Here is a 20,819-nt window from a genome sequence, read left to right as displayed (position 1 = left end):
GCACCCACTCCGGGCACATTCAGGATCGCCAAGACCGCCGCAGCAGCCTACGGATTTCCGCGGGGATATTCAGCCGCCCGGACCCTTCGCCGCCGTTTCGAGCGCGGACAGTTCGAGTGCGTCGAACCCCTGCAGCAGCGGCAGCAGGCGGTGCGCGATCCGGCCGACCCCACCGGGGGTTTCGGACTCGATGTTCAGCGCCAGCACCGGATCGTGCAGCGAGAGGCGCAGCAGGAACCAGCCCCGCTCGCCGGCACCCCGGCACGCGACCCGCACACCCTCGTGGTTGTCGGGCACCAGCTTCCAGTCGGGCTCGACGCCGGCTCGGGCACGCAGCGCGTCGATCACCTGGTTGCCGCTGGCGCGGAAATCAGCGTCGTCGTTCCTGATCCGGATCTCGGCGCTCTCTGCCGGTTCACGCAGCGTCGCGATCAGCGTGCCCAGGCTTCGGCCCTCGCTCCGGGCCCGGGCCAGTTCGATCAGCAGCATCGCCATCAGGTAGGCGCCATCATCCAGAAAATGATTCTCCTTCAATGCCGCGTGCCCTGAAGTCTCGATCGCAAGCCAACACTCCTGCCCCGCGGCGTTCAATCGCAGCGCCTCGTTGATCACGTTGCGGTAGCCGCGCTTGAACCGGCGATGCACGCCCCCGAGTTCACGCTCGATGAAGTCGGTCAGCCCGTCCGACGTGATCGAATCGGTCACCACGGTGGAACCCGGATGCTCGCGCAGCACCATCGCCGCTGCCAGTGCGACCAGCCGGTTCCGGTTGATCGCGCGGCCGTCGGCCTCCACCGCGGCCGCGCGATCGACATCGGGATCGAACACGATTCCGAAATTGGCACGCTGCGCCGTCACCGCTCGGCGCAGCGCCGCCATCGCATCCGGATGTTCCGGGTTCGGGACGTGGTTGGGGAAGCTGCCGTCGGGTTCGAGGTATTGGCTTCCGGTGGTGTCCGCGCCCAGCGGCTGCAGCACGCGGTCGACGAAGAAGCCGCCCGCGCCGTTTCCGGCGTCGACGACGATGCGCAGCCCCTGCAGCGGCCGTTCAGGATGCTCCGGATGGTCGACTCCGCTGCGGATACGCTCGACCAGCTGGCGCGCGTACACCGTCATGAAATCGACCGGCATGATCAATCCCGTGCCGGGGGTCGGCAGGAAGTCGCCGGACTCCGCCAGTTCCAGCAGTACGCTGACATCGTCCCGGTTCAGGCCGCCCTGGCGTGTAAAGAACTTGCAGCCGTTGCGGTCCGGGGGGAGGTGGCTCGCGGTCAGCATCACGGCTCCGTCGCAGGCGCAGCCTGGCGTCACGGTGCTCATGAACATGGCCGGTGTCGAAGCCAGCCCCAGGTCGAAGACCCGCAGGCCGTCACGGGCCAGTCCCTGCATCAGCGACGCCATCAACTCCGGGCCCGTCAGGCGACTGTCGCGACCGACCGCGACGGTCAGCCGCTCGGGCGCCCGACCGAGCGAGCGGGCGAGCCAGGCGGCAAACGCCCTGCCCAGCCGGTGCGCCACCTCGGGAGTCAATTCGGCACGCGGGCCCATCGCAATGCCGCGGATATCCGAACCGTTCTGCAGCGCCTTCCAGTCCATGATCGCGCTCAGCCGGCCGATGGACACGGCCGACAGCGCTGGATCCCCCGCAACGGTCTGCCAGCGGATTCCCGAAACCGCGCAATCGCAAACACAGCGAATGCTCCGGCCGCGTGTCCGCTCATGCCGTTTCTCGCCAGCCCGTCGTTTCCTCCAGCCGGTGCTGCGCGGTACTGTAAAGCTTGCCAAGCACACGCGAAGCCCGGACCACCCGCAGGGCGTGCGTGAGGTCCATGTAATACGCGGCCCGCGCACCATGGTAGTCGACGCTCTCGCCCACCTGAGTGAACTGGAAGCCGCTGAGTTTCAGCAATCGTGCGAGGCGCGGCTCCATCATCGCAAAACCATGCTCCTTGCCCCGCGCCCCACCGACGATCAGCACCGCCATGAACAGGCAGATCGTAACCAAGGGAAAGGTCCGGATCTGGTCGGGAGCAAAGTTGAACGAGGCCAGGTTCCCGAGCGGCGTACTCAACTCTCCGACACGCCGCCGGAAGGTCGAATGAACCGCCAGTCGGGAGATCTCGCAGATCGTGCCGCGGTCCAGCAGCTCCGGGCGCAGCTCCGGGTGAAAGAGACTCTCGCCGAACTTGCTCTCCAATGGCAGGAGACTCGAGGGATCCTCCGGTTCGCAGTGGATCAGCCGGACACAACCCGCAGCATACCTGGAGGGACGGTGGCGAACCATGCAATGCCAGGACCGGGCGTCATATCCGTCGGTTTCCATTCCCCCGGGACAATCCTCCTCGCGCTCGTAACGGAATTCGCGGCAATAGACTTCATAGCGCATCCGGAAGATCTCGTTCATCTCCTCGGAACCCTCGGCGGGAACCACCAGATCGAAGTACTTGCTGAAAGCCTGGACCAGGGCTACATCGTTCACGCCAACCCCCTTTTCGTCGTGGCTGCCCACCCACGCCCTGCGCAATATCCATGGACCTGCATCTCGGGTGCCGGCACGCTGCGCCGGTCGCAGTCAATTCGGTGCGCACTATCCGCCTGCCATCCCTGCCGGGGTACCCCTGCGCATGTCGCCCGCATCGAAGAACGCAGACGGAATGCATTTCCACCCATGTTCATGCGGGCAAACCATTGCAAGCCCGGAACATCACAACCGCATCTTGAACGCGCGGTCGACAAGAACTCGCCCTTGCAAATCAAACGTTGCCAGGAAGGCGGCACGCGGAACATCAACAACACATGACTCGCCCCGGCCGCGTCCGTTGCAACGACTGCCCGATCTGCATATTGGCCTCGCTGGGACCGCCAACGCCCGCCCACGCAGATCGCATTCTCTTGACATTCGGCTCCAAACGCGATCCATTGCCACTGCAGCTTGCCATATCCAGGCGCGTTGGGGAATAGTCAGCCTGCTGGGACGTCTTACGCGATCGTACCCATACACAGGGGGAGAGGCTTGGACATGTCGGCTCATCCCGCACCGCCGATGATGGACCCGGCTCCGGAAAGCCCAGAACCGGCGTCGCCCGCGAGCCCTTTCCGCAGCCAACGGATCGATCGCGCCTCGTTTCCTGAAACCCCTCTTTGCAGGCCCTGCGATGCACCCGTATAGTCCATGAAGCAGCGTATCGGGACATGCCGCTTGTCGCATCCAGGGTGGCGAGTACTGCTGCACCAGAAACTGCACACCCGATCAGCGGAAGGCTCATGGGCGCTGCACGGATCCGGTCCGACAGCATCCCGTTGGAAAAGGCGGTGGCCAATGCCCAAACGGCCGAGGCGCGCATGCTGGCGACAATCCTGTTAGGCACGATTCTCGTACTGCTGATGCCGGCGGCGTCTGCGTCCGAGGACGTGCTGCTGGTAGGGCATGCCGATCTGCCGGCCGAGGCGCTGGCAGCGCACTCGGCTCGGGCCATCTTCGCGATGCGCCAGCGCAGTTGGCCGGATGGCCAGGCCGCGCGGGTTTTCGTTCTTCCGGACGACCATCCGGTACATGTCGAGTTCACGAAGGCGGTGCTGGGTGTCTTCCCGCACCAGCTTCGGCTGGCTTGGGACCGCCAGATCTTTTCCGGGTCCGGCCAGGCGCCGCAACGGGTTAACAGCGAGTCCGAAATGGTGGAACGGGTAGCCTCAACGCCGGGCGCCGTCGGCTACGCCACAAGGGGGGCAATCAATGCGCGCGTACGAATCATCCCGGTGGAGTAAGGCCGCTGCGATCGCCGGGATCCTGCTGCTCCAGCCTCTGCAGGCCGGGGCCGGCGAGAGCGCTCCGCGCCCAACGAATCTGCAGTTGCACGGGTTCGCGACCCAAGGGGTGGTGGTGACCGACAAGAACAATTTCTTCGGTCCCAGCAGCGATCGCCCGAGCTTTCAATTCATCGAGCTGGGGCTCAATGCCTCGCTGCGGCCGCGGCCGGATACGCTGATTGCCGGCCAGGTGATCAGCCGCCGCGCCGGCGGAGAACGCAGCGATGCCCAGCCGGCAATCGATTACCTGCTGGTCGACCGGCAGATGCACGCGGGGCCTGACGGTCACTGGGGTATTCGGCTCGGACGCGCCAAGAACCCTTTCGGGCTGTTCAACGAGACCCGGGATGTCGCATTCACCCGACCGGGGATTCTGCTTCCGCAGTCCATCTACTTCGACCGCACCCGGTCGCTGGCCTTGTCCAGTGACGGCCTCGCGGTCTACGCAGAAAGGAATCTTCCGGCAGGCGACGTACGGATGCACCTTGGGGTCGGCAGACCGCAGACCGGGGAAGATCTGGAGTGGGTCGCAATGGGCAGCAAACAACCGGGATCGTTCCGGGGCAAGACATCGGTGATCGGGCAGGCACTGTACGAACACGATGGCGGACGTATCGTCGCAGCGCTGAGCGCTGCGGATACCGGCGCCCGGTTCCGCTCTGGTCCTGGGGGGCCTGGCAACGTCGAGTTCAGTTTCACTCCCTGGATCCTTTCGCTGCAGTACAACGCAGAGCAATGGAGTCTCACCGGAGAATACGCTCGCCGGCCTTCCAGCCTGACCGGATTCGATGCGCCGTTCAGGGATTTCGACGTGACTGGTGAAAGCGCATACCTGGAGTACTCGCGGCGCCTGAACCACGAGTGGACCTGGAGAGTGCGTTACGACGTCCTCTATGCCGACCACAACGACCGGTCCGGGCAGCGGTTCGCGCAGGCTACCGGGCTGCCCGCCCACACCCGCTTCGCCAAGGACTGGAGCACCGGCGTGCAGTGGCAGGTGAACCCGAATCTGATGCTCGCGGCGGAGTACCACCGGGTGGATGGCACCGGCTGGCTGCCCGGCCCGGACAACCCCGATCCGACATCGACCTCGCGGCGCTGGGACATGCTGCTGGGTCAGATGTCCCTGCGCTTTTGAACGGCGGCCACGATGCCCGTTGCTGCCTATCCCTCGACGCGGCCGACCCGCGCCCGCCGCTCCCGACGGCCGTTTCTGAGCCTGAAGTGGCGGGCGCTGTTGCTGACCAGTCTGGTGCTGCTCGGTCTCGCGGCAATGTACACACTGCTCAGCCACGCAAACCTGAACCTGCAGTTCGAACAGCATCGCGAGGTGATCCACGAGCGGCAGGCACGCGAAAGCAAACTGGCGATGGCAAGCTCCCAAGAGCATCTGCAACAGCTGGGCTCCCTGCTCCCGTCGCTCAGCGGCATGGGTCCAGCGCTGCAGCGCCGCGATCGATCGGCGGTTGCAGCCTCGTTCGACCCGCAGTGGCCAGTGATCCAGCTCGAGGTGGGCGTCGATGAGGTCCTGATCTTCTCGAGCGAAGCCGAGCAACTGGGCGCCTGGGGCGAACCGCTGGGCAATCCCGAACGCGGTGCAGCGCCGCCGATCACCGACTGGATCCGCGAGGCGCTGGACCAGCAGACCCCTCGCCATGCACTCTGGTGCGAGAACCGATGCCGCCAGTATGCGGTGGTACCGTTGCTGGTGGACGGCATGCTCGGAGGCGCGGTGGTTCTGTCACGCTCCCTCGCGGAGGTCGCGCTGAACGCCCAGCGGATCTCGGGAAGCGATATCGGGCTGCTGATCGATCGTGCCCAGCCGGACCCCGATCTCGTTCCCGACCGGCATCTCGAGCCCTGGTCGGGTAACGTGGCCATTCTGACCGGGGAACTCCACACCCGGCCTGTCCTGCACGCGGCGAGCAGCCTTTGGACGCTGGAGACGCTGGTGCATAGCCCGCGGCAACTCGATTGGCAGGATCAGCACTACGAACTGACTGCCCTGCCGCTCGAGGTGACTCCCGGCAGTCGCGCGGGACACCTGCTGCTGATCTCGGACATTACCGAACAGATGCACGCCATCCGGCAAGACACGCGGACCGCCCTCGCAGTCGCACTGAGCGGCTGGCTGGCCGCCGAACTGCTGCTGCTGGGCATCCTCTGGGGGCCAATGGACCGTCTGCGCAGGCTGTCGGAACAGCTTCCCTTGCTGGCCCGCGGGGAGTTCCAGGCAGTACGGCGCGCAGTGGGGCAACCGCGCAAACAGCTCGCTGACGAGATCGACCTGATCGACGTGGTCACCCTGGATCTGTCGTCGCAGCTCGAGGCGCTGGAGGAACGTGTGAAGGCCCGCGACCGGGAACTCTCGGCGCGGATGGTCGAACTCGGTCGCCAACGCGATTTCGTGAACCGGCTGCTCGACACGGCGCGGGTGATCATTGTGACCCATGACGCGGGCGGCCGTGTCAGCCTGGTGAACGCCTATGGCCAGAGCCTGGTCGGGCAATCGGGGGACGAGATCCGGGGCCAGCACTTCCGGGACGTCTTCATGAACGGCGGCGGGGACCGGCCGACCGAGGAGCTTCTATCCCAGGAGGAAACCGCACTCATCGGCAACGACGGCGAATCGCGTACGATCGCCTGGTACCACGCCCCACTGCACAACGCCGAAACTGGCAACGCCACGGTGATCTCGGTCGGACTCGACGTGACTGCGCGCAAGGCCGCCGAGGAGCGTTTGAGCTGGCTCGCCAGCCACGACCCGCTGACCAACCTTCCAAATAGACGGGCCTTCCAGTTGGCGATGGAGCAGGCGTTCGAACGCCCATCCGCGCGCGGCGCCATCCTGTTCCTGGACCTTGATCAGTTCAAGGATATCAACGACTTCAGCGGTCATCAGTCGGGGGATCAGCTGCTCAACCTGGTCGCCGAGGCGCTGGAGGAAGTGGTCGGTACCGACGGGATAGTCGCCCGATTGGGTGGGGACGAGTTCGGCATCCTGCTGCGGGATGCAGAGGAAGCCCAGGCTACCGCCCTCGCCGAGCGCGTGGCCCGGCGCCTCGAACGCGTCGCGCTTCCTGTGGGGGGGCTGCGCCACCGCACCACGGCCAGCGTGGGCGTGGCGCTGTTCCCGCGCCACGGCGACAACCCCCTCGATCTGATGGCCAGCGCCGATCTCGCGATGTACCAGGCCAAGGACGCCGGCCCGGGGCACTGGCATATCCTGCCCACCGCGAACAAGGTCCGGGAGGCGGTCCAGGAACGCGTCTACTGGGTCGAGTACCTGCGGGATGCGCTGGTCGAAGAAAAGTTCGAACTGTTTGCGCAGCCCCTGCTGCGCCTGGCCGACGACCATGTGAACCACTACGAACTGCTGGTACGGATGCGCGGCCCGAACGGGGAGCTGGTCTCCCCTGGGCGCTTCATCCCAATTGCCGAGCACAGCCGGCAGATCGTCGAACTGGATCGCTGGGTTCTACGCAAGGCGCTCGAACTGATGCACCGGCTGCACCGATCCCGCCCGGATCTGCACCTGGCAGTCAATCTGTCGGCCCACTCGCTGCATTCCGAAGATCTCTACGACATGCTGGCGGGAGAACTCCGGCGCCTTGGCATCGACGCCTCGCATCTGACACTGGAAATCACGGAAACGGCCGCAGTCACCGATTTCGTAAAGGCCAAGGGCATGATCTCCCGCATCCGCGAACTGGGGTGTCATTTCTCTCTGGACGACTTCGGTGTGGGTTTCAGCTCGTTCCATTACCTGCGCCAATTGCCCGCGAGTTTCGTGAAGATCGACGGGCTGTTCATCCGTGACCTGGAACGCAATTCCGACGATCGCCTGCTGGTGCAGGCGATGGTCAACATCGCGCACGGGTTCGGCAAGCAAACGGTGGCCGAGTATGTCGGCAGCGCCGAGGTACTGGAACTGCTTAGGGAATACGGCGTGACCTATGCGCAGGGCTTCTTCATCAGCCACCCGATGCCGATTTCCGAAGCCTTCGGTCCGATCCTCGCTGCCGGCGAACGGCAAAAGTCCGACGTCATTCGCCTGCCCTCGCACGGCGGTTCCAGATCGCCGCGCCGCGGCGGATCGAAGTAGCAGCGGGAAGCCGATGGTGCGCAAAGCCAGCATGGACCAATCGGAGCGGTTGCTGCGCGAAGGCATGATCGACATCTGCCTGCGCATGAACCGCGAGGGCATCAACCAGGGCACGTCGGGCAACGTCAGCGCACGCTGGCGCGACGGCATGCTGATCACGCCTTCCGGAATTCCCTACGATGCGCTTCGCCCCGAGGACATGGTCTTCGTCGGCCCTCGCGGCGAGCACGACGCCGGTCAGCGGCCGTCCAGCGAGTGGCGCTTCCACCTGGCGATTCTGGATTCGCGCCCCGAAATCGGCGCAGTGGTCCACACTCATTCCCTCCATGCCACGGCTCTTGCGATCTGCGGCATGGAGATCCCGGCGCTCCACTACATGATCGCGGCCGCGGGCGGGCCGACCATCCGCTGCGCTCCCTATGCGACGTTCGGAACCGAGGCGCTGTCCCGAAACGTGGTCGAGGCATTGCAGGATCGCAGCGCATGCCTGCTGGCCAATCACGGCGTCGTCGCGACCGGGCCCGGGCTCGAGCGCGCGCTCTGGCTTGCGGGAGAAGTGGAGACCCTGGCACACCAGTACATCCTGAGCCTGGGCCTCGGCGGCCCGCGCCTGCTTCCCGATGCCGAAATCGACCGGGTAGTCCGGAAAATGCAGCATTACGGCCCGCGCTGAACCCGCGCAGCGCGCCGATCCGGACCCTTTGCACCGCGCCGTCCGCGCGGGCCTGCTGTCCCGCACGGGCAAACGGGTCGAGTGGTGAGTTTGACCCCGAGCCGGCTGCCGCTGATACTTTTTCCATGCTTGTTCGCGTCCGAGAGTTCCCGATGCCGGCCGCCCCGTGCGACCCTGCACAGCGGTTCCCGATGAGGTTCCCGCATGTGTGAGCTGCTCGCGATGTCCAGCCTTGAACCGGCGACGCTGTCGATCTCGCTGGAGGCGTTCTCGGAACGCGGCGGGCTGCGTGCGCCGCACAAGGATGGATGGGGTGCGGCCTTTTATTCGGGGCGCGACGTGCGCAGGCTGCGCGACACCGGGGCCGCCAGCCAGAGCAGCGGAATCCGCTTTCTGAGCGAGCAGAAGTACCGCAGCCGGCTCGTTCTCGCCCATGTGCGCCAGGCCACGAAGGGCGCCGTTTCTCTGGAGAACACGCAGCCGTTTGCGCGCGAACTCGGCGGGCGCATGCATGTGTTCGCCCATAACGGCGACCTGATCGGAATCGAAGACGCCACCGCGCCCGACCTCGGGCGTTTCCGGCCAATCGGCGACACCGACTCCGAGCACGCGTTCTGCCTGCTGCTGGCGCGCCTGGCCGCGCTGTGGGATGCTCCGGAACCCCCTGCGCTGGAACTGCGCCTGGAAGTGGTTCGCCGTTTTGCGGCGCTGCTAAGGCCCTTCGGCCCGGCCAACTTCCTCTACTCCGACAGCGAATACCTGTTCGTGCACGGGCACGAGCGGACTCAGGAATCCTGCGGCCGCATCGAGCCGCCAGGGCTGTTCACGCTTTGCCGGACCTGCCCGACCAAGAAGGAGGGCCGCACGCCGAAACCGATCGAGGGACTGACCCTCGGTCTCACCGAGGCACACCAGCGCGTGACGCTGGTGGCCAGCGTCCCGCTGACCGCGGAACGCTGGGAGCCCGTCGCGGCGGGCGAAGTACTGGCGATCGCCGGCGGGCGCATCCTGTCGCGCACCGGTGCCGCGCTTCCCGATCCCAGCACACCGCAGCTCGTCGAATCCTGAATCGCCCCGGTCACGCCGGCACCGCGCTCGGCGGCGTCGGCCCAGCCCGCACGGGCGCTGGATCCCGGCAAAGCGCGATGGCCTCAGCCCACCAGCAGCACGGTGCATTCCAGCCGTGCGATCAGCGGCCGCAATACGCCTTCGAGCTCCCGGTACCGGGCTGCAGGCAGGATCAGGGTTCCGGGCCGAAGCCGCCGCAGCACGTCGAGCAGGCGCGCGACCGCATTCGCGTCCGGCGGCGACGCGGCACCGGCAGAACCGGGCCAGCGCGTCTGCGCGCACTGCGGATCGAGCGCGACCGCCAGCGCCTGCGCCGCGCGGCCAGCCGGGCTGTGGTCGTACAGCAGGTACAGCCCGCCCGGTGCCAAGCTCAGGGAAGGCAACAGGTAATGGCCCGCGTGGGTGAGCACCAGCAGGCTGCCTTCGCCGGGCGCAGCCAGAAGCCCTTCCCACTGGCTGCGCTCGGCAACCTGCAGCGACCAGGGAATCCGCGCCGGATCGGCGAGCTGGGTCATCATCGACTGCACCCGCGCCGCCAGTGTTTCAAGGCTGCGCCGCATGATCGGCGCGCTCAGCGGGCGCTCCAGCCCGAACGGCAGACTGACCTCGCTCGCAAAGGGAAACTCCGCGGCCCGGGTCAGCTCGGCCTGCGCCAGCAGCATCGCCTCCAGTTGTCCGCCAAAGCGCGAAGCGATGGTCACGGCCAGCGACAGTGCGGATGGCACCGCGCCTCCGGCATCCAGCGCCAGCAGGATGCGGCGCAGGCGCAACTCAGGCGCTGTCATCTCCGCCACCGCCGCGCGCCGAGAACGCCTGACGCAGGCGCGCGAGTTCGTCGAGCCGGGCATGCACCCGCGCATGGAGGCTGCCGGCCGGCCAGCGGCCTTCCTCATCCGGCTCGCCAGCGGGAAGCCCCGTCAACAGCTCCGCCGCCTGGTCGACGTGGTGTACCGCGTGGACATGGAACCGGCCATCGCGCACCGCGTCGACCACGTCCCGGCGCAGCATCAGGTGCGGCCGATTGCTGGCCGGCATCACCACGCCCTGGTGGCCCGTCAAGCCGCGCCGGGAACAGACATCGAAGAAGCCCTCGATCTTCTCGTTGATGCCGCCGATGGCCTGTACCACGCCGTGCTGGTTCACCGAGCCGGTGACCGCCAGCGACTGCCGCACCGGCGCAGCCGCAAGCACCGACAACAGCGCGCAGAGTTCAGCGACCGATGCGCTATCGCCTTCCACCAGACCATAGGACTGCTCGAAAACCAGGCTCGCGGACAGCGAGAGCGGCTGGTCGGTGCTGTAACGCCAGGCAAGGTAGGAGGACAGGATCAACACACCCTTGGAGTGGATTGCACCGCCCAATTCGACCTCGCGCTCGACATCGACCACCTCGCCCTCGCCCAGGCGGGCGGTGGCCGTGATGCGCGACGGGCGCCCAAAGCTGAACTCGCCGAGGCCGATCACCGAAAGCCCATTGACCTGCCCGACCGCGTCGCCATCGAGGTCGACCAACTGGATGCCGCGCGTGATTGCCTCGTGCACGTCCTCGCGGATTCGGCTCAGACGCCGGATTCGGGCATCCACGGCCCGATCCACATGCGCCTCGTCCACCCGTTTCGAGTCGGCTTTCCCGGCCCAGTAATCGGCTTCCCGCAGCAGGTCGTCGAGCGAACCCAGGTGCAGCGACAGGCGCTCGCCATCGGAGATCCGCCGCGCGGCCTGCTCGATCACACGTGCCACCGCGTCCCGGGTCAGCGGCCGCAACCCACCGGCGCGTTGCTGGGTCGCGATCAGGCGGGCATAGAGCCGAGTGGCATCGGCATCGCGGCGGACATCTTCCGAGAAATCCGCCGCCACCTTGAACAGGCGGCCGAACTCGGGATCGTATTCCTGCAGCAGGTAGTACAGCAGCCGGTCGCCGACCAGTACCACTTTCAGGTCGAGCGGGATCGGCTCGGGCTCCAGGGTCGTCGTGCTCGCGAGACTCAGCATGGTCTCGAGCGACTCGACCCGAAGTTCGTGGGCGCGCAACGCCCGCTTGAGCGCCTGCCAGGCGAACGGGTGACCCAGCAGCCGATCCACATCCAGGATCAGGTAGCCACCGTTGGCCCGTGCCAGCGCGCCCGCCTTGATCAGCGTGAAATCGGTGACCAGGGTGCCATACTGCACCGTGTGCTCCACGCGCCCGACCAGGTTCTGGTAGGTCGGGTTGTCCTCGTAGATCACCGGGGCGCCCTGGTGGTGGGCATGATCCACGAGCACGTTTACCTTGTACCGGTTGAGCTGCCGGGCGGCCTGCCCGGCCGGGTTCGGCCCACCCTGCTCGTCCTCGCCGAGACTGCGGATCTGTTCCGAGTTCTCCAGCAGATCCTCGCGCACCGCGTCGATGAAACGCTGCACCTCGGGCAGTTCCTGGTACTTGCGCCGCAGTTCGCCCAGGTGCTGATCGAGCGTCAGGCTGGATACGCTCAGGTTCAATTCCTTCTGACGTTCCCGCACCTCGCGCTGCCAGCGCGGGACCTGGGCGATCAGCTGCCTGAGGTCCTGCTTCAACTCCTCGACCGCCTCCTCGGTGGCCTTCTGTTCGCTTTCCGGGAGCTTGCCGAATTCCTCCGCGCTCAGGATCTCGCCGTCACGCATCGGTGCCAGGGTGTAGCCGCCTGGAGTGCGCAACAACGCCACGTTGCGCGCCTCGGCCTTCTCCCGAAGCGCGGCAAACGCACGCTCATCCCGCTCCTTCAGGTCGTCGTGGATCTCCTGCGCCTGGGCACGGTAGGCCTCGCTCTGGAACGCCGTGGCCAGCGCCGTGATGATCGCCTCCATCACCTGCTGCATGTCCCGGCGCAGAGCCTGGCCCAGCCCCGGCGGCAAACGCAGGGCCCGGGGCCGGTGCGGTGCTTCAAAATCGTTGATGTAGCACCAATCGCTGGGCACCGGCCGGCCTTGTGCCGCCTCGCGCAGCATGCGGTTGACCAGCGTGCGCCGGCCGAGCCCGGTCGAACCGAGCACATAGAGGTTGTACCCCTGGTGCGGGATCTCGATCCCCAGGTTCAGCGCCTCCAACGCGCGATCCTGTCCTAGCACCCGGTCCAGGTCTTCCAGATCCTCCGTGGTCTCGAAATCGAGAGCGTCCGGCGGACACGCGAGGCGCAAGGCATCGGGCCCGAGCTTCTCGGCAACGGGCGAGTCCGGCAAGAACCGATCTCGGCGTGCATCAGACATCGGCATCCTCCAGGGCGACCACAGAATCCTTTTCCCCTCGAACATAGCAGATCCATCCCGCCAGCCGGGGACCACAGCGCCGAGCGATCCTGCCGTTGCGGCCACGCCGTCCGATCCGGCACCTCCACTGCCGAAACCGTTCCCTGCTACCTTTCATGCCCTCGGGGGGAGCACCCCCGATGGTGAAAGAGGCGTAGGGCGGAAGAGGCCGAAGGCCGTCATCCGCCATCCGGCGCCCGGATTGCCGCAGGCGCCGGGGAGGCGCGAACGCCGAGCGGCGGATGACGCTGCGCTTTTCCGCCCTACGGGTCGCCAGGGACACGAGACAGGCCGTGACTTTCACGCTAACTACCATGGCCAGCGGCCACCCCCGATGATGAAAGAGGCGTAGGGCGGAAGAGGCCGAAGGCCGTCATCCGCCAGCTGGCGCCCGGATTGCCGCGGGCGCCTGGGCACCGCGAACGCCCTACGGCGGATGACGCTGCGCTTTTCCGCCCTACGGGTCGCCAGGGACACGAGACAGGCCGAGCAATCCCGCCGAATCGCACCTCGCACGGCATGGATGCCGAAGGCGCACTACCCCCTTCAGCATCACACCCAATGGGAGCCTGTCAGACTTGAGCTGCTGCTGAATGCTCGCTCAGAGTCCCCAAGAGACAGCCATTGCCCAGTGGCAGCCGCCCTCCGATCCACTTCGGAAAACCCCTATTGATACGCACAGCTCCGCCATCTAACCTCCTTCGGCTCGCTCGCCCGCTGCGCCCATGAACCGCCCGGAGACGCCTGAACCATGACCGATCTTTCGCTCGTCCTCCTTTCCGGGATTCTGGTCGCCTTCGCTGCCGCCAGCTTCGCTCTGGTCCCGCGCGCCCGAACCGCGGACGGCTTCTTCTTCGGTTCCAGCCCGGCGGGCGCGAGGCCCGGTGTCTGGACCCTGACCTTCTCCCAGGTGACCACCTGGATCTTCGCCCGCTCGCTGCTGAACGCCGCGATCCTGGGCTATTTCTTCGGCATCGCAGGGGCACTGGCCTATACCGCCTACTACCTGTCGTTTCTGACCGGCGGCTGGATCGTCGACCAGCTCCGTTTCCGCCACGGGGCGCACAACATCCAGAGCTTCATGCAGGCCCGCTTCGGGCGCCTGGGAACCGGCAGCTTCAACCTGCTGATCGGCGTTCGGCTGGTCTCCGAGGTGTTCGCCAATCTTCTGGTCGTCGGCATCGTGTTCGGTGCGACCGGCAGCCTCGCGTATGCCGTCGCCATCCTCGCGGTGGCCGGCGTCACGCTGGGGTACTCGATGCTCGGCGGACTGCACGCCTCGCTGCGGACCGACGTGCTGCAGTTCGCGGCCCTCGGGGTACTGCTCGCGGTGCTGTTCGTGATGATGCTGTTCGCCCCCGAATTCGACGGTGGGGCAATCCTCGCAAGCAGTCCGGATCCGGTCAGCCCCGGCTGGATCCTGCTGCTGGTCGCATTCCTGCAGGTGCTGAGCTATCCGCTGCACGACCCGGTGATGACCGACCGGGGGTTCCTGGCCGACCGGGAAACCACGCGACGCAGCTTCGTGCATGCCTTCTGGATTTCGTCCCTGCTGATCCTGGCCTTCGGGATGATCGGTGTATTCACCGGCCTGCACCGCAGCGGCGAAGAAGCCTTTCTCGATACGCTGACGCGCATGATGGGGCAGCCGGCCGCGCTGCTGCTGGGCGTGGCGCTGGTGATCTCCGCGGCCTCGACGATGGATTCGACCTTTTCCAGCACGGCCAAGCTCGCCGTGGTCGACATGGGGATTGGTCGGGGATCGCCCGCACACGGACGCATCGCGATGGCCGTGTTCGCGCTGCTTGGACTGGTGATGGTGTTCTTCGGCACCCAGGACCTGTTCGCCGCCGTCGCGGTGAGCGGTACCGCGGCGATGTTCTTGACCCCGGTGATCATCTGGAGCATCGGTCTGAACCGACGCGTCGCCCCTGCGGCGCTCGGGGTGGCCGTTGTGGCCGCCGTCGGTGCTGCCATCCTCTATTTTCTCGAGACCTCGGGCTACCTGGGCTGGGTCGGTGCGCTCACAGGGATCAGCCACGACTACAGCAAATTGCTGCTCCTGAACGTCATCGCGCTCGGGATTGGCCTGACTGCTTTCGCGTTGGGCGATCGTGGCCCGATGGACGCGCCGGGCTGAACCCGATGGCCAGTTCGAGTGCATCACCTGGCCGCAGTTGCCCGGTCACCTACCGGACACGGGCATCGACCATTGCGCAGCTGACGCCCCTGCGCGCGCAGAGTTTCTTCATCGTCGGCGGTCTTTACGGAAATCTCGAAGCGCTGGATGCAATCGAGGCGCTGGCGGAGCACGAAGTCGCGATGGGGTTGCCGCGACCCCGACTGGTGTTCAATGGCGACTTTCACTGGTTCGATGCGGAACCGGCGTGGTTCGCGGAGGTACAGCACCGCGTCGGCGCCCACAGCGCGAGCCGGGGCAACGTCGAGGCCGAACTGGTCGATCCGCAACCTGACGCCGGCTGCGGCTGCGCCTACCCGCCGTCGACCCCGGAACAGACCGTGGCATGGTCGAACGCGATCATCGCGCGACTGCAGGAGGCGGCGCGCGCTACGGGCAGCCTCGTGGCTGATCTCCGTTCCCTGCCCCCGCAACTGCGCCTGCAGGTTGGAGACTGCCGCATCGGCGTGGTCCATGGGGACCCGGACAGCCTCGCCGGCTGGGGCCTTGAACTCGATGCGATGCCGCCCATCGGCAACAGCGATCCTGGCAGCCTGTCGGGCTTGGGTGCCCATAGCGAGCCGGTGGGAGGAGCGGTAGGCGCAGCCCAAGCCCGACAGGCTGCCAGGCTGGAAGCATGGTTCCGGGATGCCGATGTGGACCTGCTGGCCAGCAGCCACACCTGCCGCTGTTTCGCCCAGGATTTTCCCGGCAACCGGGCCGTGTTCAACAACGGTGCGGCCGGCATGCCGGTCTTTGCGGGCGACCACCGCGTGATGATCACGCGCGTTGCGAGGCACCCTCCAGTACTGCCGGATGACCACCTGAGCAGCTGCGGAACGCGGGTAAGGGATGCACACGTTGATGCCATCCTGCTGCCATGGGATCGCGAAGCCTTCCTCTGGCGCTTCGATCAGGTATGGCCGCCGGGATCACCGGCGCAACTCAGCTACCGACGCCGAATCACGGACGGGCCCGATCACCACCCCAACGCGTCCTGCCGACTGCAGGAATGATCGCGAAAGGCACGATGTTCCCTACCCGCCCGCGACAGGCCGGAGAGGTTTCGATCCGGATGCCAACGCCTAGCAGCCAGTCGAGCGCCGCATACAGTAGATTGACCAGCGTTTCCGTTGGTCTCGGTGAATTCCCGATCCGACAGGCGCTCCAGGTAGCAGCGGATCTCGTCCCCGGGGGTGGCAGACTCCCTGGCCACTGCGTCCGCCGCCGTGGCGGGTGGCTCCAGCGGCGCGGCATCCGCGGGGGTGGGTGGCTCCGGCGGCGGGGCGCCGGCACAGCCACGCCGCCCGCCACCCGGGCACGGCGGGCAGCGACAGGATCACGCCGGCTCCTGCGCAGCGCCGCGGTGGCGGCGGTCGAGCCATGCGAGCATCGTCGGGGTGAACAGCAGCGTCAATGGCGTGGCGAACACAAGCCCGCCGGCGATCACCGTGGCCAGCTGTATCCAGAAACTGGTCACCGGCGCGCCGAGGTAGACATCGCGGCCGGCGAAGTCCACCGTCAGCGCCAGCACCATCGGCAGCAGGCCGAGGATGGTGGTCAGCGCGGTGAGCACCACCGGTCGCAGGCGCTGGGCGGCGGCGCGCAGGGCGGCCTCGCGCGGATCCAGCCCGCGTCTGCGCTGCTCGTTGTAGTTGTCGATCAGCACGATATTGTTGTTGACCACGATCCCTGCCAGCGCCAGCACACCGATGCCGCTCATCACAATACCGAACGGCTCACCGCGTGCCAGCAGCGCCAGCAGCACCCCGGCGGTGGAAAACACGATGGCCGACATCACCAGCAAGGCCTGGGAGAAGCGGTTGAACTGCGTGACCATCATCGCCAGCATCAGGAACAGCGACAGCGCGAAGGCCTGTCGCAGAAAGCGCGCGGCCTCCTCCTGTTCCTCCGCCTCGCCGCGGAAACGCACGGTGACCTCCGGGTCGGGCTGCGCCTGCTCCAGCCAGGCCTGTAATTCGCGCACCTGCCGGTCCACCAGCAAGCCGGGCGCGGCATCCGCCTCGATGGTGTAGGCGCGCTGGCCATCGCGGCGCTTGATCATGCCGGTGGCCGGCACCGGAACCAGCTCGGCGAAATGCGCCAGCGGCACCAGTCCGACCGCAGTGGGCAGACTGAGGCCGGCCAGATGTTGCAGGTGGCGCTGCTCCGGCGGCAGGCGCAGGCGGATGTCCACCTCCTCGTCGACATGGGCCGGGCGATAGGTACCGAGCAGGATGCCGTCGGTCAGCAGCTGCACCCCGTCCCCCAGCAGCGGCACGTCGACCCCGAAACGCGCCGCCTGCGCCCGGTCGAAGCGCACCTCCAGCTCCACCCCCGGCAGCGGCAGGTCGTCCGCCACGTCCACGAAGCCCCCGATCTCGTCCATGCCCTCGCGGATGGCCCGGATCACCGGCGGGATCCGTTCGGGCTCGTCGCTGCTCGCCTGGATCACGATCGGCCGTCCCTCGCGCGCGCCGCGTTCCTGCGCACGCACCTGCAGCCGGATGCCCGGCAGTTCCGCGGTGCGTTCCCGCAGGGTCTGGATCACCTCGGTGGCGGGAGGCCGCACCCGCCACGAGGTCAGTTCGACCTGTACCAGTCCGACCACATCCTCGGAATAATCGCCGAGCAGCCGCGCAAGCTGGGTGCCGATGGTGCGCCCGTAGACATGACGCACCTCGGGCACGTCGCGCACGGCGGCCTCGACCTCGCGCACCAGCGCATCGGCCTCCCACACCGACAGGTTGCCCCGCGCCTGTACCTGGATCTGCACGAACTCCGGCTCGATTTGCGGGAAGAACTCGACCCCGCGGCCGAAAACGGCATACAGGGCATAGGCGGCCAGGAGAAAGACCAGGGTCCCCGTCAGGGTCCGCCCGGGGTGGTCCACCAGGGGCTGCAACAGGCGGATGTAGGCGGCGGTCACCCCATGCAGCTCGTCGTAGCGGCCCTCCTCCGCGGCGCGCACCTGGCGGGTCTGCTCCGCATTGGCCGGCCGGGTCTGGCCTGCCACCGAACCGAGCACCGGGATGAACACCAGCGCCATCGCCAGCGACGCGATCAGGGTCACGATCACCGTGGCCGGCAGGTAGACGATGAACTCCCCCACCATTCCGGGCCACAGCAGCATCGGCGCGAACACCGCGAGGGTCGTGCCGATCGCGGTGGTGATCGGCCACGCCATGCGTTGCGCGGCCGCCCGGTAGGCCTCGCGCCGGGGCCGACCCTCGGCCACATAGCGGTCTGCCAGCTCGGCTACCACCACCGCGCCGTCCACCAGCATTCCGACCACCAGGATCAGGCCGAACAGAACCACGACGTTCAGCGTGAAGCCCATCAGGTAGATCACCAGGATGCCGCCCAGAAAGGCACCGGGGATCGCCAGCCCCACCAGCAGCGCCGCACGGGCCCCCATCAGCAACAGGATCACCAGCGCCACGACCAGCACCGCGGTGATCACGTTGTTCTCCAGGTCCCCGAGCAGGTCGGCCACGTCCCGCGCCATATCCTGCACGTACACGACTTCCACCGAGGCCGGCCAGCCGGCACGTGCCGCCTCCACGCTCTCGCGCGCCGCCGCCGCCACCTCGAGGATGTTGGCCTCCGACTGCTTGCGGATCTCCAGCGACACCGCCGGCTGGCCGTCGATGCGCGCGAACCCCTCCGGGTCGCGGAAGGTCTGGCGCACGTCGGCCACGTCGCGTACCCGCACCACGGTGTCGTTTTCCACCCGCACCGCGGTATCCAGGATGTCGTCGACATGGTCGATGGTGCCCGGCACGCGCAGCGGGATACGCCCGGCCCCGGTGTCCACCGCACCCGCCGCGACCAGGCGGTTGTTGCGCTCGATGGCCCGGTGCAGCTGATCGAACGAGAGTTCGTAGGTCTCCAGCACCAGCGGGTCGACCAGCACCTCGATCTGCTCGTCGCGGTCGCCGCCGATGTCCACCTCCAGCACGCCCGGCTGCGACTCGATCTCGTCGCGCAGTTCGCGCGCCATGCTGACCAGGGTGCGCTCGTCCAGTGGCCCCGAAAGGGTCACGGTCAGCACCGGGAACAGCGCCAGGTCCACCTCCATGACCTCCGGATCCTCGGCCCCGTCCGGCAGGTCCGGGCGCACCTGCTCCGCCTCCTCGCGCAGGTCCGCCAGCGCACGCCGGTTGTCCCAGCCGGGCAGGAAGTCCACCCGCACCAGGGCAAAGCCCTCGCCGGCCCAGGACTGCATCTCGTCGACCCCGGGCACCCCCTGCAGCTCGCGCTCCAGCGGCCGCAGCATCAGGCGCTCGGCGTCCTCCGGGCTGACACCGGGGTAGACCACCGACACGAAGAAGATCGGGATGTCGATCTCCGGCGCCGCCTCCTTCGGGATCACCGACCAGGCGCTGGCCCCCAGCACCAGGATCAGCAGCAGGAACAGCAGGACCGTCCGGGCATGATCGACGGCCCAGGCGATCAGCGCCTTCACGGCGTGTCCTCCACGGCCGGGGCCGTGCCCGGCGCCAGGGTACCGTCCACCGCTTCCTGCGGCCGCGGCGTCACCCGCTCGCCAACGGTGACGAAGCCGTGACCAACCGTAATCACCCGCACCTTATCGGGCAGCCCGGTCACCCAGACCCCGTCGCGCTCGGTCCGCACCACCTCGACCGGATGGAAGACCACGCGGTCGTCGTCATCCACAGCCTTCACACCGACCCGGCCATCGTCATCCAGCGCCATCACCGCCGGCGAAAGCTTGTTCGCCCGGACCTCCTCGGTCACGATATCGACGCCCGCGCTGATACCCGAGGGCAGCGCCCTCTCCGGGTTGGGCACCTGCACCTCGGTGCGAAAGGTCTGTGTGCCCGGCTCGGCCACAGCCGCAACAAAACGTACCTCGCCCTCGGCACGGCGCCCGTCGAGAAAGCGGATGCGCGCCTCCTGCCCCGGCCGCACACGTCCGATCTGGTGCTGCGGCACCCACACCACCGCCAGCAGCGGGTCGTTGTCCACGATCTCCGCCACCGGATCGCCTACCCCGACAAACTCCCCGCGCTCCGCCACGCGGCGGTTGAGCGTCCCCATCAGCGGCGCGGTGATCCGGGTATTGCGGATGTCCAGTTCCACTGCCTCGCGCTCGGCACGGGCCGCCTCCAGTTCCGCCTCACGCGCCTCCAGTGCCGTGCGCGAGGCGTGTCGCTCGGCGAACAGCCGCTGGGTTGCCTCGAATTCGTTCTCCGCCCCGCGCTCGCGGGCGATCGCCTGGCGCAGGCGCGCCTCGCGGTCATCCATGCGCAGACGCACCAGCAGGTCGCCCTCTTCCACTTCCGCGCCGCGCTCGACCGCCCATTCGGCCACCTGACCGGCCGTCTCCGCGCGCACCTTCACGCGCTGGTCCGGCTCCACCCGTCCCTGCAGTACCAGCAGCCGCTCCACCGGCTCGGCCCGGTGTTCCGCCACCGCCACCGCCATCGGTCGCGGCGCGTCCTCGGCCGGCTCCTCCAGCGGCTCACGCCCGATCAGTCCGGAGGCAATCCACGCCACCACCAGCACGAGGATGACCACTGCCGCGGCCAGCCGACCATACCGGCCAAAAAACGCGAACCTGCCTTCCGTTCCCATGCCTCACCTCCTTCGTCATCCCCGGCGCTGCCGCGCACACCGGCGAACGTCTCCCGGTCGTCGCTCTCCCTACTCATATAAGCACAGATGCCCCCGGGGGCGAGGTCGGTTGTGACGTCCAATCA

General features: G+C 67.3%; 13 protein-coding genes and 1 pseudogene. 7 read left to right on the top strand and 7 right to left on the bottom strand.

Going from position 1 to position 20,819, the window contains the following annotated elements; all coding sequences use genetic code 11:
- Positions 1-69: 69 nt before the first annotated feature.
- Both THITH_RS01705 and THITH_RS01700 read right to left on the bottom strand, forming a co-directional pair.
- On the bottom strand, positions 70-1,596 hold the full coding sequence (locus tag THITH_RS01705; RefSeq protein ID WP_006746242.1) for a phosphohexomutase domain-containing protein: 1,527 nt from the start codon (positions 1,594-1,596) through the stop codon (positions 70-72).
- Between the two features lie 121 nt (positions 1,597-1,717).
- Positions 1,718-2,479 carry a PEP-CTERM/exosortase system-associated acyltransferase gene (locus THITH_RS01700; RefSeq protein WP_025367187.1) on the bottom strand — a complete coding sequence of 254 codons (762 nt, stop codon included), beginning with the start codon at positions 2,477-2,479 and terminating at the stop codon, positions 1,718-1,720.
- A 785-nt stretch (positions 2,480-3,264) separates the two neighbouring features.
- On the opposite strand from THITH_RS01700, the gene THITH_RS01695 reads away from it, so the two are divergent.
- The 5 genes from THITH_RS01695 (at position 3,265) to THITH_RS01675 (ending at position 9,653) form a co-directional block, all read left to right on the top strand.
- Positions 3,265-3,765, top strand: a complete 501-nt coding sequence (locus tag THITH_RS01695; RefSeq protein ID WP_006746244.1) for a type 2 periplasmic-binding domain-containing protein — start codon at positions 3,265-3,267, stop codon at positions 3,763-3,765.
- Positions 3,734-4,945, top strand: coding sequence for a porin family protein (locus tag THITH_RS01690; RefSeq protein WP_006746245.1), 1,212 nt, complete (start codon positions 3,734-3,736; stop codon positions 4,943-4,945). The genes THITH_RS01695 and THITH_RS01690 overlap by 32 nt, the downstream gene beginning before the upstream one ends.
- 12 nt (positions 4,946-4,957) lie before the next feature.
- A complete protein-coding gene (locus THITH_RS01685) occupies positions 4,958-7,912 on the top strand; it encodes a bifunctional diguanylate cyclase/phosphodiesterase (protein ID WP_006746246.1) in 2,955 nt (984 codons plus the stop codon).
- A 13-nt stretch (positions 7,913-7,925) separates the two neighbouring features.
- Positions 7,926-8,585, top strand: coding sequence for a class II aldolase/adducin family protein (locus tag THITH_RS01680; protein ID WP_006746247.1), 660 nt, complete (start codon positions 7,926-7,928; stop codon positions 8,583-8,585).
- A 204-nt stretch (positions 8,586-8,789) separates the two neighbouring features.
- On the top strand, positions 8,790-9,653 hold the full coding sequence (locus tag THITH_RS01675; RefSeq protein WP_006746248.1) for a class II glutamine amidotransferase: 864 nt from the start codon (positions 8,790-8,792) through the stop codon (positions 9,651-9,653).
- An 83-nt stretch (positions 9,654-9,736) separates the two neighbouring features.
- Here the strand turns inward: THITH_RS01675 and THITH_RS01670 are convergent, their stop codons facing one another.
- The 3 genes and pseudogenes from THITH_RS01670 to THITH_RS18900 all read right to left on the bottom strand — a co-directional run.
- Positions 9,737-10,438 (bottom strand): hypothetical protein, encoded by a 702-nt coding sequence (locus THITH_RS01670; protein WP_006746249.1) that lies wholly within the window; start codon positions 10,436-10,438, stop codon positions 9,737-9,739.
- Entirely contained in the window at positions 10,425-12,875 is a 2,451-nt protein-coding gene (locus THITH_RS01665) for a Lon protease family protein (protein ID WP_006746250.1), read from the bottom strand. The genes THITH_RS01670 and THITH_RS01665 overlap by 14 nt, the downstream gene beginning before the upstream one ends.
- Before the next feature lie 172 nt (positions 12,876-13,047).
- A pseudogene (locus tag THITH_RS18900) lies at positions 13,048-13,230 on the bottom strand (hypothetical protein); the annotation flags it as partial.
- 435 nt (positions 13,231-13,665) lie between these two features.
- Here THITH_RS18900 and THITH_RS01660 point away from each other — a divergent pair.
- Positions 13,666-15,054 (top strand): SLC5/6 family protein, encoded by a 1,389-nt coding sequence (locus tag THITH_RS01660; protein WP_006746252.1) that lies wholly within the window; start codon positions 13,666-13,668, stop codon positions 15,052-15,054.
- A gap of 5 nt (positions 15,055-15,059) precedes the next feature.
- A complete protein-coding gene (locus THITH_RS01655; protein WP_006746253.1) occupies positions 15,060-16,109 on the top strand; it encodes a metallophosphoesterase family protein in 1,050 nt (349 codons plus the stop codon).
- A 323-nt stretch (positions 16,110-16,432) separates the two neighbouring features.
- Here THITH_RS01655 and THITH_RS01650 read toward each other — a convergent pair whose 3' ends face one another.
- Together THITH_RS01650 and THITH_RS01645 are read right to left on the bottom strand one after the other, a co-directional pair.
- Complete coding sequence (locus tag THITH_RS01650) at positions 16,433-19,561, bottom strand: efflux RND transporter permease subunit (protein WP_006746254.1); 3,129 nt, start codon at positions 19,559-19,561, stop codon at positions 16,433-16,435.
- The gene (locus THITH_RS01645; protein WP_006746255.1) at positions 19,558-20,694 is read right to left on the bottom strand and encodes an efflux RND transporter periplasmic adaptor subunit; all 1,137 of its coding nucleotides are present in this window, start codon (positions 20,692-20,694) and stop codon (positions 19,558-19,560) included. The genes THITH_RS01650 and THITH_RS01645 overlap by 4 nt, the downstream gene beginning before the upstream one ends.
- Between the last annotated feature and the right edge of the window lie 125 nt (positions 20,695-20,819).

Origin of the sequence: Thioalkalivibrio paradoxus ARh 1, from assembly GCF_000227685.2 — a bacterium.
Taxonomy (GTDB): Bacteria; Pseudomonadota; Gammaproteobacteria; order Ectothiorhodospirales; family Ectothiorhodospiraceae; genus Thioalkalivibrio; species Thioalkalivibrio paradoxus.
The sequence above is the reverse complement of the archived record's forward strand: the minus strand, read 5'-3'. Positions and strand labels throughout refer to the sequence as shown.